Here is a 14,317-nt window from a genome sequence, read left to right as displayed (position 1 = left end):
CTTGGCTTCCGGACACGCGCCGGTCAACTCACACTTTTCACCGCCTCTAAGGCGTATTACTTGGGGAGCAGGTACAAAAGGGGTCCGTCACATGTCCTTCTTCGGCAAGCTCAAGAGCAAGCTGTTCAAATCGTCCTCGAAGCTCGAGGAAGGGCTCGACGCCATCGTGCAGGAGGGCGGCTCGGAAGACGCCCCCGAGCCCGCCGCTCCCGAGCCCGCCGCGCCGGCGCCCGAACCGGCCGCGCCTCCGGCCCCGGCCCCGGCGGATGTGCCGCCGCCGCCGACCGAGACCCCCGAGCCGCCGGTCGAGACGCCGCCCGCCGCGCCCGAGGAGGCGCCGTCCAAGGCGCCCGAGGAGGCCCCCGCGCCGCAGGATCCCGCCCCGGTGCCGCGTCCGGCACCGGCGCAGACGCCTGCGCCGGGCCCCGACGCGACGCCGCCCGCCGATCCGATCCCGGCGCCGCCCGCCGAGATCCCCGCCGCGCCGCCGCTCGAGATGCCCGCGCCGCTCGATCCGACGCCGGTGGCACCGCCGCAGGAGACCCCGACAGGCGCCAGGCCCGGCCTGCTGGGCCGGCTCTTCGGCCGCGAGGCGCCGAGCGCGCCGGTGGTGCGCCGGGTGCTCGATGACGACATGCTCGAAAGCCTCGAGGAACTGCTGATCGCCTCCGACATGGGCGTCGACACCGCGCTGCGGGTCTCGGCCAACATCGCCGAGGGGCGCTTCGGCAAGCGCGTCTCGACGCAGGAGATCAAGGCCGCGCTGGCCTCCGAGGTGGCGCGCATCATGGAGCCAGTGGCCAAGCCGCTGCCGCTCTACGCCAAGACGCCGCAGGTGGTTCTGGTGGTCGGGGTGAACGGCTCCGGCAAGACCACCACCATCGGCAAGCTGGCCTCGCAGTTCCGCGCCGCCGGAAAATCGGTGGTGATCGCCGCGGGCGATACCTTCCGCGCCGCCGCGGTCGAACAGCTTCAGGTCTGGGGTGAGCGCGCCGGCGTGCCGGTGCTGACCGCGCCCGAGGGCTCGGACCCTGCGAGCCTCGCCTTCGACGCGATGACCAAGGCGCAGGCCGAGGGCGCGGACCTGCTGATGATCGACACCGCCGGTCGGCTGCAGAACCGTCAGGACCTGATGGAGGAGCTGGCCAAGATCGTCCGGGTGATCCGCAAGAAGGATCCCGACGCGCCGCACAACACGCTTCTGGTGCTCGACGCCACCACGGGTCAGAACGCGCTGACGCAGGTCGAGATCTTCCGGCAGGTGGCGGATGTTTCGGGGCTGGTGATGACCAAGCTCGACGGCACCGCCAAGGGCGGCGTGCTGGTGGCGCTGGCAGACAAGTTCGGGCTGCCGATCCACGCCATCGGGGTTGGCGAGCAGATCGACGATCTGGCGCCGTTCGATCCCGAGGAGTTCGCCGCGGCGCTCACCGGGCTCGACCAGGGCTGAGCGCCGCGCCCCGAACGGGGGAGCCGCATCGCAAGCCACGCGATGAGCGTGTGAGATGTTTCGCACACCACGAGACTCGCGGTTGAGGTGTTCCGCTCGCGGCGTCACGACCCGGTGAGGGCGCGCGCTACGCCACGAGCGATTGAGCTGTACCGCGCGCCAAGCCGTGATCGGGTGAGCGCGCGCGGCTCACTCGTCGCGCGCCTGGTCGGGCCAGGCCCAGTTCTCGAAGGCGCGCACGATGGTGAGCACCACCACCACGATCAGCGTCGCCATCGCCGCGAGCGGCATCTGGCCCGCGCCGCAACCAAGCCCCACCGCGCCGGCGAGCCAGAGCGACGCGCCGGTGGTGGTGTTGCGCACCTTGCCGCCGCTGGTGAAGATGATCCCGGCAGCGAGGAAGGCGACCCCCGCCGTCACCGCCTCGATCATCCGCAGCGGATCGTTGCGCTGCTCGTCGCCACCGAATTCCATCGCCGCGAGCTCGCGCCCGAGGATGACGAAGAGGCAGGCCGCCACCGAGACGAGGATATGGGTGCGCAGCCCCGCCGGCTTGCCGCGCCGCTCGCGCTCGAAGCCGATGCAGGCGGCCAGCACGATCGCGGCGACCAGCCGCGCGAAGGCGACCGAGGGCGGCACCGCCGAGAAGGTGCCGGTGAATTCATCGATGATTTGCTCGAACATGTCCCCTCCGCTGTTGATCTGGGCACAACCCGGCGTGATCGCGGCGGGTTCCCCCGCGCTTGCCATTGAGACCGCGCCCGCCAGCGGCTATCTCTGCGGCAACATCACGGAGGCCGCATGAGCGCGAAACAGATCAACCCCTTCCTGAAATCGGCGCTCGAGATCGGCCCGATCCTCATTTTCTTCGCGGCCTACCTGCTGCTGAAGGACCGGGTCTTCACCATCGGCGGCACCGAGTATCAGGGCTTCATCCTCGTCACCGCCGGGTTCATCCCGCTGATGCTGGTCTGCACCGCCTTGCTCTGGAAGCTCACCGGCCACCTGAGCCCGATGCAGATCGTCACCGCCGTGCTGATCGTGGTCTTCGGCGGGCTCTCGGTCTGGCTCAACGACGAGCGCTTCTTCAAGATGAAGCCGACGCTGATCTACCTGCTCTTCGGCACCGCGCTCGGCATCGGCCTGCTGCGCGGCGAGAGCTACCTGCGCAAGGTGATGGAAGGTCTGATGCCGCTGCGCGAAGAGGGCTGGATGATCCTGACCAAGCGCGTCACCGCGCTGTTCTTCGGGCTGGCGGTTCTCAACGAGGCGATCTGGCGGACCATGAGCACCGAGACATGGGTCTATTTCAAGACCTTCGGCCTCACCGCCGCGGTGTTCCTGTTCTTCATGACGCAAGGCAGCCTGTTCAAGCGCTACGGTCTGGAGCAGGAAGGTAAATAGCCCGCCCTCATCCCGCAGACGCAAAACGGGGCCGGCAGTCTTGCCGGCCCCGTTTCGATTCAGACGGTGGTGTCGCGTGAGACGAGGCGCCTCAGACCTTGCCGCGGGCGCTCGCCATGATGCAGACCAGCGTCACCAGCGCCGCCGCCAGCAGGTAATAGCCGACATAGGCCAGCCCGTAGGTGCTCTGCAGCCAGGTCGCGACATAGGGCGCGAGCGAGGCGCCGACGATGCCGGCGAAGTTGAAGGTGATCGACGAGCCGGTATAGCGCACCCGGGTCGGGAAGGGGGCGGCCAGCGCGGTGCCGATCAGACCGTAGGTCAGACCCATCAGCGCCATCGCCAGCGTCACGAAGCCGAGGATGCGGGCCTCGCTCTCGACCATCAGCACCGGCACGAGGAACGAGAAGGCGGCGATCGCCAGCGTGGTGCCGATCAGCACCTGACGGCGGCCCAACCGCTCGGCGGTGAGGCCGGCCACCGGGATGAACAGGCCGAAGACCACCGCGCCCCAGATCTGGATCGCCAGCGCGTCTGTGAACGGGATCTGCACCACCTTGACGTTGTAGCTCAGCAGGTAGGCAGTGCTGAGATAGAACAGCACGAAGGTCGCCAGCGCCACGAAGGTGCCGAGCACGATGGAGATCTTGTGGTTGGCAAACAGCTCGAACACCGGAACCGCGACGCGCTCTTCATTGTCGATGGCCTTCTGGAAATCCGGCGTCTCGGTGATCGAGAGCCGCACCCAGAGACCGACGATGATCAGCGCGATGGAGGCGAGGAACGGGATCCGCCAGCCCCAGCTCAGCAGCGTCTCTTCCGGCATGAACTGCAGCAGCAGCCAGAACAGGCCCGACGACAGGAACAGGCCCACTGGCGCGCCGAGCTGCGGGAACATGCCGTACCAGTTCTTTTTGCCCTCGGGGGCGTTCTCGGTCGCCATCAGCACCGCGCCGCCCCATTCGCCGCCCAGGCCGAAGCCCTGACCGAAGCGGCAGAGCGCCAGCAGCGCCGGCGCCACCACGCCGATCTGCGCATAGGTCGGCAGCAGGCCGATCACCACGGTCGAGATGCCCATGGTCAGCAGTGCTGCCACCAGAGTCGCCTTGCGCCCGATGCGGTCGCCGAAATGGCCGAACACGATGGCGCCCAGCGGACGGGCGAAGAAGGCGATGGAGAAGGTCGCGAAAGAGGCCAGCAGCGCGGTGGTCGGGTCGCTGTTGGGGAAGAACAGCGCCGGGAAGACCAGGACAGCCGCCGTGGCATATACATAAAAATCAAAGAACTCGATGGTTGTCCCGACGAGGCTCGCAAGCAGAACCTTGGCGGGAGAGTTGAGCGCCGGCTGGCCCGATTGGGTCGCCGTTTCAAAATCGGCGGTGCTGTCAGTCATTTTCTTTCTTTTCCGTTCGCGTCCGGGACACTTTTCTTTTGGGCCTTCCCGTTAACGCGAACACCAGCGAGTGTTAACGCTCGCGCCCTTGTTGATTTGGCAGCCCCGCCATGTGCCTGCTGCATTGCAGCGGGGGCCGCTGGCCCAAGAAACCCGTATACAAACGGGTCCGGGTGCGTTAGAGCAGCGCGTTCCTGACGCGATGCGCCCTTCTTGAGTCGGCCCGTTCCGCGTCCCACTTCCTCGCAGATCGGCCTCCCCAATGATCCAGACCCTTTCCGATGCGCTCGCAGAGCGTGGCTATGACACGTTGACCCCCGTTCAGGAGGCGGTCACCAATCCCGACCTCAAGGACTCCGACCTGCTGGTTTCGGCCCAGACCGGCTCCGGCAAGACCGTGGGCTTCGGCCTCGCCATCGCGCCGACCCTGCTCGACGAGGCCGGCATGCTGGGCGATGCGAGCCTGCCGCTGGCGCTGATCGTGGCGCCCACGCGCGAGCTGGCCTTCCAGGTTAAGCGCGAGCTCGAATGGCTCTACGCCAAGGCCGGCGCCCGCGTCGTCTCCTGCGTCGGCGGCATGGACATGCGCGACGAGCGCCGGGCGCTCGAGCGCGGCGCCCATATCGTCGTCGGCACCCCCGGCCGCCTGGTCGACCACATCCAGCGCGGCTCCTTCGACATGAGCGCGCTGCGCGCCATCGTGCTCGACGAGGCCGACGAAATGCTCGACCTCGGCTTCCGCGAGGACCTCGAGTTCATGCTCGGCGAGGCCCCGGAAGACCGCCGCACGCTGCTGTTCTCGGCCACCGTGCCGCCGATGATCGCGACGCTGGCGCAGCACTACCAGCGCGACGCGGTCCGCGTCACCACGATCTCCGAGCGCAGCCAGCACGCCGACATCACCTACCAGGCGCTGCGCGTCGCCCAGCACGATGCCGAGAACGCCATCATCAACATGCTGCGCTACCACGATGCGCAGAACGCCATCGTCTTCGCCAATACCCGCGCCACGGTGAACCGTCTGACCGCGCGCTTCAGCAACCGCGGCTTCGCCGTGGTTTGCCTTTCTGGCGAGCTGAGCCAGTCCGAGCGCAGCCACGCGCTGCAGGCGATGCGCGACGGCCGCGCCAAGGTCTGCGTCGCCACCGATGTCGCCGCGCGCGGCATCGACCTGCCCAACCTCGAGCTGGTGATCCATGCCGAGCTGCCGTCGAACACCGAAGGCCTGCTGCACCGCTCGGGCCGCACCGGCCGCGCCGGTCGCAAGGGCATCTCGGCGCTGGTGGTGCCGCCGAAACTCACCAAGAAGGCAGAGCGCCTGCTGAAATGGGCCAAGGTCACCGCCGAGTGGATCGAGGCGCCGAGCGCCGAGGAAATCCTGCGCCGCGACGAGGAGCGGCTGCTGGCCGACCCGACCTGGTCCGAGGAGATCACCGAGGACGAGGCCGGCTTCGCCGCGCGCCTGCTGGCCGAGCAATCGCCTGAGACCGTGGCCGCCGCCTATCTCCGCCTCTACCGCGACCGTCACTCGGCGCCCGAGGAGCTTTCCTCGCCCGATGCCCGCCCCGAGCGCCCCGAGCGCAAGGAACGCGCGGAGTTTGGCCCGAGTCGCTGGGTGGCCCTGTCGGTCGGTCGCGACGACCGCGCCGAGGCGCGCTGGCTGCTGCCGCTGCTCTGCCGCGGCGGCGGGCTCGACAAGGACGCCATCGGCGCCATCAGGGTGCAGGACAGCGAGACCTTCGTGGAGCTCTCCGAGCCGGTGGTCGATCGCTTCCTCGGCGGGCTCGGCGAGGGCGGTGTGCTCGAGGAGGGCGTGACCGTGCGCCCCGTCGAGGGTACGCCGGAATTTGCCAGCCGCCCGCCGCGCCGCGACGGCCCGCGTCCGGATGGTCCGCGCAACGACCGCCCGCGCAAGGACGGCCCGCGCAAGCCGCGCCCGGAGGGTCGTGGTGACGGTGATGCACCGGCGCGCAAGCGCCCTGATGGCGAGGCCTGGGGCGCCAAGGGCGGCTCCAGGGGCGACAAGCCGAAGGGCGATTTCAAGCGCGACGACCGGCCGCGTGGTGACAAGCCCAAGTTTGACAAGCCGCGTGGCGACAAGCCGTGGGGCGACAAGGCGCGCGGGGACCGTCCGAAGAGCGACAAGCCCTGGGGCGACAAGCCCCGCGGTGACGGCGGCAAGGACTGGAAGCCGAAGCGCGACAAGGATGGCGGCGGCAAGCCCACGGGGAAACCCGGCGGCAAGCCGTTCAAGCCCAATCGTCCCGGCGAGGGCCGTGATGGCCCGTCCAAGGGCTTTGGCGGCAAGCCGGGCGCCCGCCCGGCGCGGCCGGCGCAGGGCGACAAGCCCAAGCGCCCCGCCAACGCTGCCGACACTTCGCAGCGCTTCGACCCGACCGGCCGCGCCTCCAAGGGCGCCCGCCCCGGCAAGCCGCGCCAGGGCGGCATGCAGCCGCCGAAGCGCGGCAAGTCCTGAGCGCGGCATGGCATGTGAATAGAGAAAGGGCCCCGTCCGGCTGGACGGGGCCCTTTTCCGTTTCCGGGATGGCGCGCGCGGTCAGGGCAGCAGGTGCAGCCAGACCCAGCTGGTGAAGATGCAGAGCCCGGTGGCCAGCAGTACCGACGAGGCGGCCACCCGCTTGGCACGGCCATACATGTTGGCGAATACGTAGGCGTTCACCCCGGGCGCCATCGCCCCGGTCATCACCGCCGAGCGCAGCGAGTCGGTCGACAGGCCGAAACCCTGGCCGAGCGCGAAGGTGATTGCCGGGTGCAGCGCCAGCGAGATCGCGCAGACATAGAGGATGGTGCGCAGGTCGCCCTCGGGACGATAGCGGAACAGCACACCCCCGAGCGCGAAGAGCGCCGCCGGCAGCGCCGTGCGGGTGATCATGTCGAGCGCCTGCATCACCGGGTCGGGCAGGGTGACGTTGCCGAGGTTGAAGGCGACGCCGATCATGATGCCGATCACCAGCCCGTTGCGGAACATCGCCCGGCCCACCGTAAGCGGCAGGCGGCGCAGCTCGGTGCCGCGGGCCCGGGCGATCTCCATCGCGGTGATGCCGAGCGCGTAGCAGAACGGCGAGTGCATGGCGATGATGGCGTAATTGCCGGCGAGCGCATCGGGCCCGTAGGCGCGTTCGGTGATCGGCAGGCCGAGCAGCAGCGAGTTGGAGAACAGGCAGGCGAAGCCGATGGCGACGGAATCCTCCCAGTCACGCCCGAAGATGTAGCGCGCGCCGAGCAGTCCGGCGGTGAAGCCGGCCGCGGCGCCTAGGTAGAAGGAGATCAGGATCGGCGGGGAGAAATTGGCGCCGAGATCGAGCTGCCAGATCGCGGTGAACAGCAGGCAGGGGATGGCGATGGTCTGGGTGAAGCCCATCAGCCCGTCGACGGCATTGTCGGGCAGCAGCCCGCGCCAGCTCGCCAGGTAGCCGGCGCCGATGACCAGGAAGACCGGCAGGATGATGTCGAAAAGCGCTTGCATGTCAGTGTGTCAGGAAGAGGTGTTGCGCCGCGCTGCGCGCGTCGCCGGGGGCGCGCCGGTTCGGCGTGGCGCTGCTGTCCGGGCGGCGGGAGGGGCGGATGGGGTGGGAGTGAGTATTTGGGACGTAGAGAAGATGTGGACGCGGCGTGGGGCGGGGGCGCTTGTCCTGCGGTGGGTGTGGGGAGGTGGCGCGGTTTGTCCGTCGGTGGGAGCGGTGGCGCGGTCGGGAGTGAGTATTTGGGACGTAGAGAAGGGCTGGACGCGGTGCGGGATGGCCGGGGGCGTCGAGGGGATCTTCTGGGGGCGGCGGATCGGCCTGGGCTCAGAGCGCATAGCGCAGGACCATGCCGTCATAGGCCGGGCGGATGTGGTCCGGGGTCTCGGCGGCGACGATGTCGTGGTCGAGATCGATATGCATGTTGGTGAGCACTGCCTCTTTCGGCCGTGCCTTGGCGATCCACTCCAGCGCCAGGTCGAGATGGGCATGGGTCGGGTGCGGGGTGCGACGCAGCGCGTCGAGGATCCAGCAATCGAGCCCCTGAAGATGCGCCCAGCTCGCCTCCGGGATGCGGATCACGTCGGGGAGGTAGGCGACATCGGCGATGCGGAAGCCGAGCGCATCGATGCTGCCGTGATCGACCTCGAACGGGGTCAACGTGATCGGGCCGCCGGCGCCCTGGATGGTGAACGGGCCGTCGCCGATCGTGTGCATCTCGAGGATCGGCGGGTAGGGGCTGCCCTCCGGTTGCACGAAGGCATAGCCGAAGCGCGAGAACAGCGCGTTCTGGGTGTCGCCATCGGCCCAGACCGGCAGCCGGTCGCGCCGGTTGAAGACGATCTGGCGCAGGTCGTCGAGCCCGTGCACGTGATCGGCGTGGCTATGGGTCCAGGCCACCGCGTCGAGATGGCCGATACCGGCGTCGAGCAGCTGCTGGCGCATGTCGGGGGTGGTGTCGATCAGCACCCGCGTGGTGCCGTCGGGGCCATCGCGCTCGACCAGCATCGAGCAGCGCCGCCTGGTGTTGCGCGGGTTGGCGGGATCGCACTCGCCCCAGTGGCCGCCGAGGCGCGGCACGCCGCCCGAGGAGCCGCAGCCGAGAATGGTGAAACGCAGCTCGTTCATGCGGTCTCCGGGGCCCAGGCGGCGGCCTTGGCGAAGAGGCGCTCGAAATTCTCCTCGGTGGCGCGGGCGAAATCCTCGTAAGGCAGGCCAAACGTATCGGCGCCGACCTTGGCGGTGTGCACGCTGTAGCCGGGCTCGTTGCGCTTGCCGCGATAGGGCGGCGGCGCGAGGTAGGGGCTGTCGGTCTCGACGAGGATGCGCTCGAGCGGCGCGCTGGCGAAGATCTCGCGCAGCTCCTTCGATTTCGGAAACGCCGCGATGCCCGACATCGACAGGTAGAAGCCGCAATCGAGCGCCGCCTTCGCCAGCTCCGCCGAGGAGGAAAAACAATGCATGACGCAGGAATAGGGCTTGGCGCGGTAGGCCTCGGAGAGGATGCGGGCCATGTCGTCATCGGCGGCGCGGGCGTGGATGATCAGCGGCAGCCCGGTCTCCTGCGCCGCTTCGATATGGATGCGGAGCGAGGTCTGCTGCACCTCGGCGCTCTCGGCGGTGTAGTGATAATCGAGCCCGGTCTCGCCGATGCCGACGAATTTCGGATGCTGCGACAGGGTGACCAGTTCGTCGACCGTTGCCAGAGGCTCCTCGGCGGCGCTCATCGGGTGGGTGCCGGCGGCGTAGAACACCGAGTCGTTGGCCTCGGCGATGGCGCGGACCTGCGGCTCATTGCGCAGGCGGGTGCAGATCGTCACCATGCGGTGCACGCCGGCGTCGACGGCGCGGGCGATGACGTCCGGGCGCTCGGCGTCGAAATCCGGGAAATCGAGGTGGCAGTGGCTGTCTGTGATCAGGGGGGTGGTCATGGTCATGTCCTTTGCGCCGGTTGTGGGCGATGGCGCCGGCCGGGTCAAGCGGATGGCGCACGGCGGAAGGGGCCGCGGGGGTGGGCGCCCAGACGTGAGGCAGGCGGTCTCAGCCCAGAACGTCGAGCGCCTGCAGCAGCGGGCCGTCTTCGGTCTGCAGCATGTGGCCGCGCAGGTGAAAGACCTCGGCCAGCCGCGCTTCGCTCAGCACCTCGAGCGGCAGGCCGTCGGCGGCGATGCGGCCGCGGTCGAGCAGGATCAGCCGGGTGCAGTGGCGCGCCGCCAGTGTCAGGTCGTGCAGCGAGACCAGCACCGCGTGGCCCTCGCGCGCCAGATCCTCGAACACTCGGAGCGTGGCGATCTGCGCCGCCGGGTCGAGCCCCGCAATGGGCTCGTCGGCCATCAACAGCGGCGCTTCCTGCGCCAGCGCGCGGGCGATCAGCACCCGGGCCTGCTCGCCGCCCGAGAGCTCGGTGGCGCGGCGCTGCGCGAAGGCGGTGAGCCCCATGCGGTCGAGCGCGCGCCCGACCGCCTCGGCGCGCAGGTCGCCGGCGCGGCTGTCATGGGGCAGGCGGCCGAGAGCCACCAGCGTCTCGACCGTCACCGGCCAGGCGATCTCGCGCGATTGCGGCAGCCAGGCGGCGGCGCGGGCGCGGGCGCCTGCGGGCAGGTCGGTGAGCGAGGAGCGGCCCTCGTGTTTCATCAGGCCGAGCGCGGCGCGCATCAGGGTGGTCTTGCCGGCGCCGTTGGGGCCGATCAGCCCGACGCATTCTCCCGGCGCGATCGTCAGGCTCACGCCATCCACCACCGGGCAGGGGCCGCGCTTGACGGTGAGTGCTTCGAGCGACAGCAGGCTCATCCGCCCCTCCGCGTCTTGTAGATCAGGTGCAGGAACAGCGGCGCGCCGATCAGCGCCATGACGACGCCGAGTTTGAGGTCGCGCTCGGGCAGGATCAGCCGCACCGCGATGTCGGCGGTGAGCAGCATCGCCGCGCCGCCGAGCGCCGAGGCCCAGAGCAGGCGCGAGGGCCGCGCGCCGCAGAGCGGGCGCAGCAGGTGCGGCACCACGAGCCCGACGAAGCCCACGGCGCCGGCGACGGCGGTGGCAGCCCCGACGGCGGCGGCGGTGCCGAAGAGCAGCTTCAGCCGCAGCGCCGTCATCGACACGCCGAGCGCCTGCGCACCGTCCTCGCCAAGCGTCAGCGCGTCGAGCCCGCGGCCCAGCGTCAGCAGCACCGCGCCGCCAAGCGCCACCAGCGGCGCGGCGAGGGCAAGGTGGGTGAGCGAGCGGTCGGCGACTGAGCCCATCATCCAGAACACGATCTCGAAGGTGGCATAGGGGTTCGACGACAGGTTCAGCGCCAGAGAGGTCAGCGCGCCGGCCAGCGCCGAGACCGCGATGCCCGCGAGGATCAGCGTCAGCGAGCCGCCGCGCGGGCCGGCGAGCAGCAGGATCAGCGCCACCGCGCCGAGCGCGAAGAGCAGCGCCATCAGCGGCAGGGCGAGGGCGAAGGCGGCGGAAAGCCCGGTCTGCAGAGCGATCACCGCGCCGAGCGCCGCGGAGCCCGAGACGCCGATGAGGCCCGGCTCGGCCAGCGGGTTGCGCAGGTAGCCCTGCATCGCAGCACCCGAGAGGCCGAGTGCCGCGCCCACGAGGGCGGCGAGCGCGGTGCGTGGCAGGCGGATTTCCTGCATCACCATGACATGCAGAGGATCGCCCGCGCCCAGCACTCCCCCCAGCACCGCCGAGAGCGACAGCGGCGCGTAGCCCAGCGACAGCGAGGCCATGAGCAGGGCGATCACGAGCGCGGAGAGGGCAAGCGCCAGCTTCATTGCGCCGCCTCCCAGTCACGGCGCAACTCGCGCATCGCCTCGACCGCGTCGAGCAGGAAGGGCGTGCCGCAGATCCAGTTCTGGCCGTCGGGGATCTCGCGCAGGGCGCCTGTGGCGCGCAGCACCGGGTGCTGAAGCAGCGCCGTTGCCTGCGAGGGGCTGTCATAGGGCTGGCCCACGAGGATCAGGTCGGGTTGCGCCAACACCAGCTCCTCCAGCGGCAGCCGTCCGCCATAGGGCAGGCCGCGCGCCTCGGAGATGTTTGCCATGCCGGCGGTGTCGAGAATCTCGCCGGTGAGCGATTGCACCCCGGCGGTCTCGTTGAAGGGCAGGTAATAGGCTACCAGCGGACGCGTCTCGGGCACGTCGCGCAGCGCGGCGAGCCGGTTGTCAAAGCGCGCCAGCAGGGTCTCGGCCTCGGGCTCGCGGCCGAGCAAGGCGCCCATCTGCAGGATGTTCTGCCGCGCGTCCTCGATGGAGTTGGCCGGGGCGAAGCGCGCGACCCGGTAGCCCAGCCGTTCGAGCATGTCGACGGCGGCGCGGGCGGTGTAGGTGCCGGCGAGCACGAGGTCGGGCTCGAGCAGCACGATCTCCTCGGCATGGGCGGCATTGGCGGGCAGGGCGGCGGCCTCTTCGGCCATCGCCGAGCTGCGCGGGTCGTGGCCCAGCGGCGAGACCGACACCAGCTGGCCGGGCGCCGCCAGCAGCAGCGCCAGCTGGTCGGTGCAGACGTTGAGAGAGACGACGCGGGCTGGGCCCGCGCCATCGGCCGCCGCCGCGCCGATCCCGAAGGAAAGCGCGGCGGCGAGGGGCAGGAGCTTAGAAGCGCGCACGGATCCCCGCGTAATAGGCACGCCCGGTGGTCTGGTAGTCGGGCACCACCTGGTAATCCTCGTCGAACAGGTTCTCGACGCGGACATAGCCTTCGATGCCGTTGCCGAAATCGTAGCTCGCCTGCGCGTTGACCACGGTGTGATCGTCGCTCTCGTCCTGCACCGTCACGCCCCAGGTCTCGGCGTAGTCGGCCTTGTGCACGACGCTGAGGCCGGCGCGGAGCCGATCGGTAAGGTCGGCATCGAGGCGCATGGCGAGATCGTAGCGCGGCACCCGGGCGAGCGGATCGTCATTGTCGTCGCGCGCGTCGGTGTAGGTGTAGCTGCCCGAGAGCGTGAAGCGATCGCCGAGCGGCACGCTGCCGGCGAGCTCGAGCCCCTTAGACACGGATGTGCCGGAGACCTGCGCATAGCCCGTGCCCTCGTATTGCACGAGATCGTCGATCTCGGTGTAGAACAGGGTGGTGCCGAGGGTCGCGCCGCTGGCGAAGGTGTAGTCGGCACCGATCTCGGCGCTCTGGCTGGTTTCGGGCTCGAGCGAATCGTTGCCGTAGGACGGGCTGTAGAGCTCGTAGAGCGAGGGCGCGCGGTAGCCCTTGGCGAGCGCGCCGCGCAGCGTCAGCGCCTCGGTGGCGCGCCAGGACAGGGTCGCACGGCCGCTCCATTCGCCGCCGAATTCCGAGTGCTCGTCATGGCGCACGGTCACCACGCCATCGATCTCCGGGGTGAAGGCCCAGGCGAGCTCGGCATAGACGCCGGTGGTCTCAACGCCTTCGCTGTTCTCGGCGGTGCCGGCCCGGCTCCAGAATGCATCATAGACCGGGGCGCTGAAATCGGCGTCTTCCGAGGTGTGATCGGCGCCGAAGCTCAGGCTGCGGCCTGCGTCGAATTCCCAGGTGCCGCTGTAGGTCCACTTGTCGCGGCTCGATCCGAAGCTGTCGCTCCAGCCGGCGGCGTCGGTGTCGCGATCGATCTCGTAATGCGAGTAGGCCAGCTCATGGGCGACGGCACCGGTCTGCAGCTGGGCGTAGACGCGCAGGCCGTAGCTTTCGGTGTCGGTGGTGCCGCTCTCGGGCGCCATCCAGTCATTGGAGTCGTAATCGCCCTCGGCGTCGAAGCGGAAGCCCGAGAGGCCGACGCGCAGGTCGGGCGTGGCCTGGAAGTAGCTGTCGAAGGCCAGCTGGGTCGCGGCGAAACCGTCCTCCTCGTCGTAGCCATCGGCTTCCACGGCGGAGAAACCGTCGGTCACGAAGCGGGTCGCGCTGATCGCAACGCCGGCGCGCTCGGTCGCGGCGCCGTAGCTGAGGGCGGCGCTCTTGGTGTTGTAGGTGCCGGCCTCGGCGGAGAGCCCAACGGTCTGGCCGGGCTCTTCCGGCGCGCGGGCGAGATCGATCGCGACGATCCCCGCCACGGCGTCGGCACCATAGAGCGCCGATTGCGCGCCCTTCAGGAGCTCGACACGGCTGACGCCGCCGGGAAGGATGTTGCCGAAGTTGAAGCCGGTCTGGGTGGCCGAGCTGTCGGTGACCTCGATGCCGTTGATATAGACCGGCGCATAGTAGGAAGGCAGGCCGCGGATGCTGAGCGAGCTGCGGGTGCCGGGGCCGCCATTGCTGATGACGTTGACACCCGGCAGGGTGTCGAGCCTGTCGGCCAGCGTGGTCTCCGCGCTGTCTTCGAGATCGCTCTCGGTGAGCACCGAGACGGAGGTGCCGGTCCGCCCGAGCTCGGAGGGCACGCTGTTAGCGTAGAGCGTCAGCGTCGGCAGCTGGTAATACTCGGCATCCTGCGCGAGGAGCGGGGTGGTGCTCAGAGCCAGCACCGAGGCGGAGGTGAGGACGTGCTTCATCCCTGTCCATCCTTTCCATGTCGGCCCCCGGGGCGCGGGGGCGGCTGTCGTGGTGTTCACGGAAAGGAAGGACCGAGTCCGGCTCCCGTGAACGGTGCAGTTGTCACCACGAACGGAAAGACCGTACCCCGAAGCGCAACCC

Annotated in this window: 12 protein-coding genes; 3 read left to right on the top strand and 9 right to left on the bottom strand. The window is 69.5% G+C overall.

The annotated features are described in order from the left end of the window. The first annotated feature begins 91 nt into the window (after positions 1–91). Entirely contained in the window at positions 92–1,450 is a 1,359-nt protein-coding gene (gene ftsY, locus KUV62_RS13210; protein ID WP_222604176.1) for a signal recognition particle-docking protein FtsY, read from the top strand. A gap of 189 nt (positions 1,451–1,639) precedes the next feature. On the opposite strand, the gene KUV62_RS13205 is transcribed toward ftsY, so the two are convergent. Further along, positions 1,640–2,134 (bottom strand): MgtC/SapB family protein, encoded by a 495-nt coding sequence (locus tag KUV62_RS13205; protein ID WP_222604175.1) that lies wholly within the window; start codon positions 2,132–2,134, stop codon positions 1,640–1,642. 117 nt (positions 2,135–2,251) lie between these two features. Here KUV62_RS13205 and KUV62_RS13200 point away from each other — a divergent pair, with 117 nt between their 5' ends. Beyond that, complete coding sequence (locus KUV62_RS13200) at positions 2,252–2,854, top strand: inner membrane-spanning protein YciB (protein WP_222604174.1); 603 nt, start codon at positions 2,252–2,254, stop codon at positions 2,852–2,854. A 91-nt stretch (positions 2,855–2,945) separates the two neighbouring features. Here the strand turns inward: KUV62_RS13200 and KUV62_RS13195 are convergent, their stop codons facing one another. Next, positions 2,946–4,247 (bottom strand): MFS transporter, encoded by a 1,302-nt coding sequence (locus KUV62_RS13195; protein WP_222604173.1) that lies wholly within the window; start codon positions 4,245–4,247, stop codon positions 2,946–2,948. Positions 4,248–4,509: 262 nt separating this feature from the next. On the opposite strand from KUV62_RS13195, the gene KUV62_RS13190 reads away from it, so the two are divergent. Further along, positions 4,510–6,723, top strand: coding sequence for a DEAD/DEAH box helicase (locus KUV62_RS13190; protein ID WP_222604172.1), 2,214 nt, complete (start codon positions 4,510–4,512; stop codon positions 6,721–6,723). 81 nt (positions 6,724–6,804) lie between these two features. Here the strand turns inward: KUV62_RS13190 and KUV62_RS13185 are convergent, their stop codons facing one another. From KUV62_RS13185 to KUV62_RS13155, 7 genes are all read right to left on the bottom strand, one after another. Beyond that, positions 6,805–7,734: an AEC family transporter gene (locus tag KUV62_RS13185; RefSeq protein WP_222604171.1), complete on the bottom strand. Its 930-nt coding sequence runs from the start codon at positions 7,732–7,734 to the stop codon at positions 6,805–6,807. 322 nt (positions 7,735–8,056) lie between these two features. Continuing rightward, on the bottom strand, positions 8,057–8,857 hold the full coding sequence (locus tag KUV62_RS13180; protein WP_222604170.1) for an MBL fold metallo-hydrolase: 801 nt from the start codon (positions 8,855–8,857) through the stop codon (positions 8,057–8,059). Next, positions 8,854–9,660, bottom strand: coding sequence for a TatD family hydrolase (locus tag KUV62_RS13175; RefSeq protein WP_222604169.1), 807 nt, complete (start codon positions 9,658–9,660; stop codon positions 8,854–8,856). Before KUV62_RS13175 ends, KUV62_RS13180 begins: the two co-directional genes overlap by 4 nt. A 109-nt stretch (positions 9,661–9,769) precedes the next feature. After that, on the bottom strand, positions 9,770–10,519 hold the full coding sequence (locus tag KUV62_RS13170) for an ABC transporter ATP-binding protein (protein WP_222604168.1): 750 nt from the start codon (positions 10,517–10,519) through the stop codon (positions 9,770–9,772). Continuing rightward, the gene (locus KUV62_RS13165) at positions 10,516–11,493 is read right to left on the bottom strand and encodes a FecCD family ABC transporter permease (RefSeq protein ID WP_222604167.1); all 978 of its coding nucleotides are present in this window, start codon (positions 11,491–11,493) and stop codon (positions 10,516–10,518) included. The genes KUV62_RS13170 and KUV62_RS13165 overlap by 4 nt, the downstream gene beginning before the upstream one ends. Continuing rightward, the gene (locus KUV62_RS13160; RefSeq protein ID WP_315901585.1) at positions 11,490–12,326 is read right to left on the bottom strand and encodes an ABC transporter substrate-binding protein; all 837 of its coding nucleotides are present in this window, start codon (positions 12,324–12,326) and stop codon (positions 11,490–11,492) included. The genes KUV62_RS13165 and KUV62_RS13160 overlap by 4 nt, the downstream gene beginning before the upstream one ends. Continuing rightward, a complete protein-coding gene (locus tag KUV62_RS13155) occupies positions 12,313–14,175 on the bottom strand; it encodes a TonB-dependent receptor plug domain-containing protein (RefSeq protein ID WP_222604165.1) in 1,863 nt (620 codons plus the stop codon). Before KUV62_RS13155 ends, KUV62_RS13160 begins: the two co-directional genes overlap by 14 nt. Positions 14,176–14,317 lie beyond the last annotated feature (142 nt).

Origin of the sequence: Salipiger bermudensis (genome assembly GCF_019801965.1) — a bacterium.
Lineage (GTDB): Bacteria > Pseudomonadota > Alphaproteobacteria > Rhodobacterales > Rhodobacteraceae > Salipiger > Salipiger bermudensis_A.
The sequence above is the reverse complement of the archived record's forward strand: the minus strand, read 5'-3'. Positions and strand labels throughout refer to the sequence as shown.

Bases quoted from the DNA above. Each gene is read 5' to 3' on its own strand.
- ftsY (WP_222604176.1), top strand. From the start codon at position 92: ATGTCCTTCTTCGGCAAGCTCAAGAGCAAGCTGTTCAAATCGTCCTCG.
- KUV62_RS13205 (WP_222604175.1), bottom strand. From the start codon at position 2,134: ATGTTCGAGCAAATCATCGATGAATTCACCGGCACCTTCTCGGCGGTG.
- KUV62_RS13200 (WP_222604174.1), top strand. From the start codon at position 2,252: ATGAGCGCGAAACAGATCAACCCCTTCCTGAAATCGGCGCTCGAGATC.
- KUV62_RS13195 (WP_222604173.1), bottom strand. From the start codon at position 4,247: ATGACTGACAGCACCGCCGATTTTGAAACGGCGACCCAATCGGGCCAG.
- KUV62_RS13190 (WP_222604172.1), top strand. From the start codon at position 4,510: ATGATCCAGACCCTTTCCGATGCGCTCGCAGAGCGTGGCTATGACACG.
- KUV62_RS13185 (WP_222604171.1), bottom strand. From the start codon at position 7,734: ATGCAAGCGCTTTTCGACATCATCCTGCCGGTCTTCCTGGTCATCGGC.
- KUV62_RS13180 (WP_222604170.1), bottom strand. From the start codon at position 8,857: ATGAACGAGCTGCGTTTCACCATTCTCGGCTGCGGCTCCTCGGGCGGC.
- KUV62_RS13175 (WP_222604169.1), bottom strand. From the start codon at position 9,660: ATGACCACCCCCCTGATCACAGACAGCCACTGCCACCTCGATTTCCCG.
- KUV62_RS13170 (WP_222604168.1), bottom strand. From the start codon at position 10,519: ATGAGCCTGCTGTCGCTCGAAGCACTCACCGTCAAGCGCGGCCCCTGC.
- KUV62_RS13165 (WP_222604167.1), bottom strand. From the start codon at position 11,493: ATGAAGCTGGCGCTTGCCCTCTCCGCGCTCGTGATCGCCCTGCTCATG.
- KUV62_RS13155 (WP_222604165.1), bottom strand. From the start codon at position 14,175: ATGAAGCACGTCCTCACCTCCGCCTCGGTGCTGGCTCTGAGCACCACC.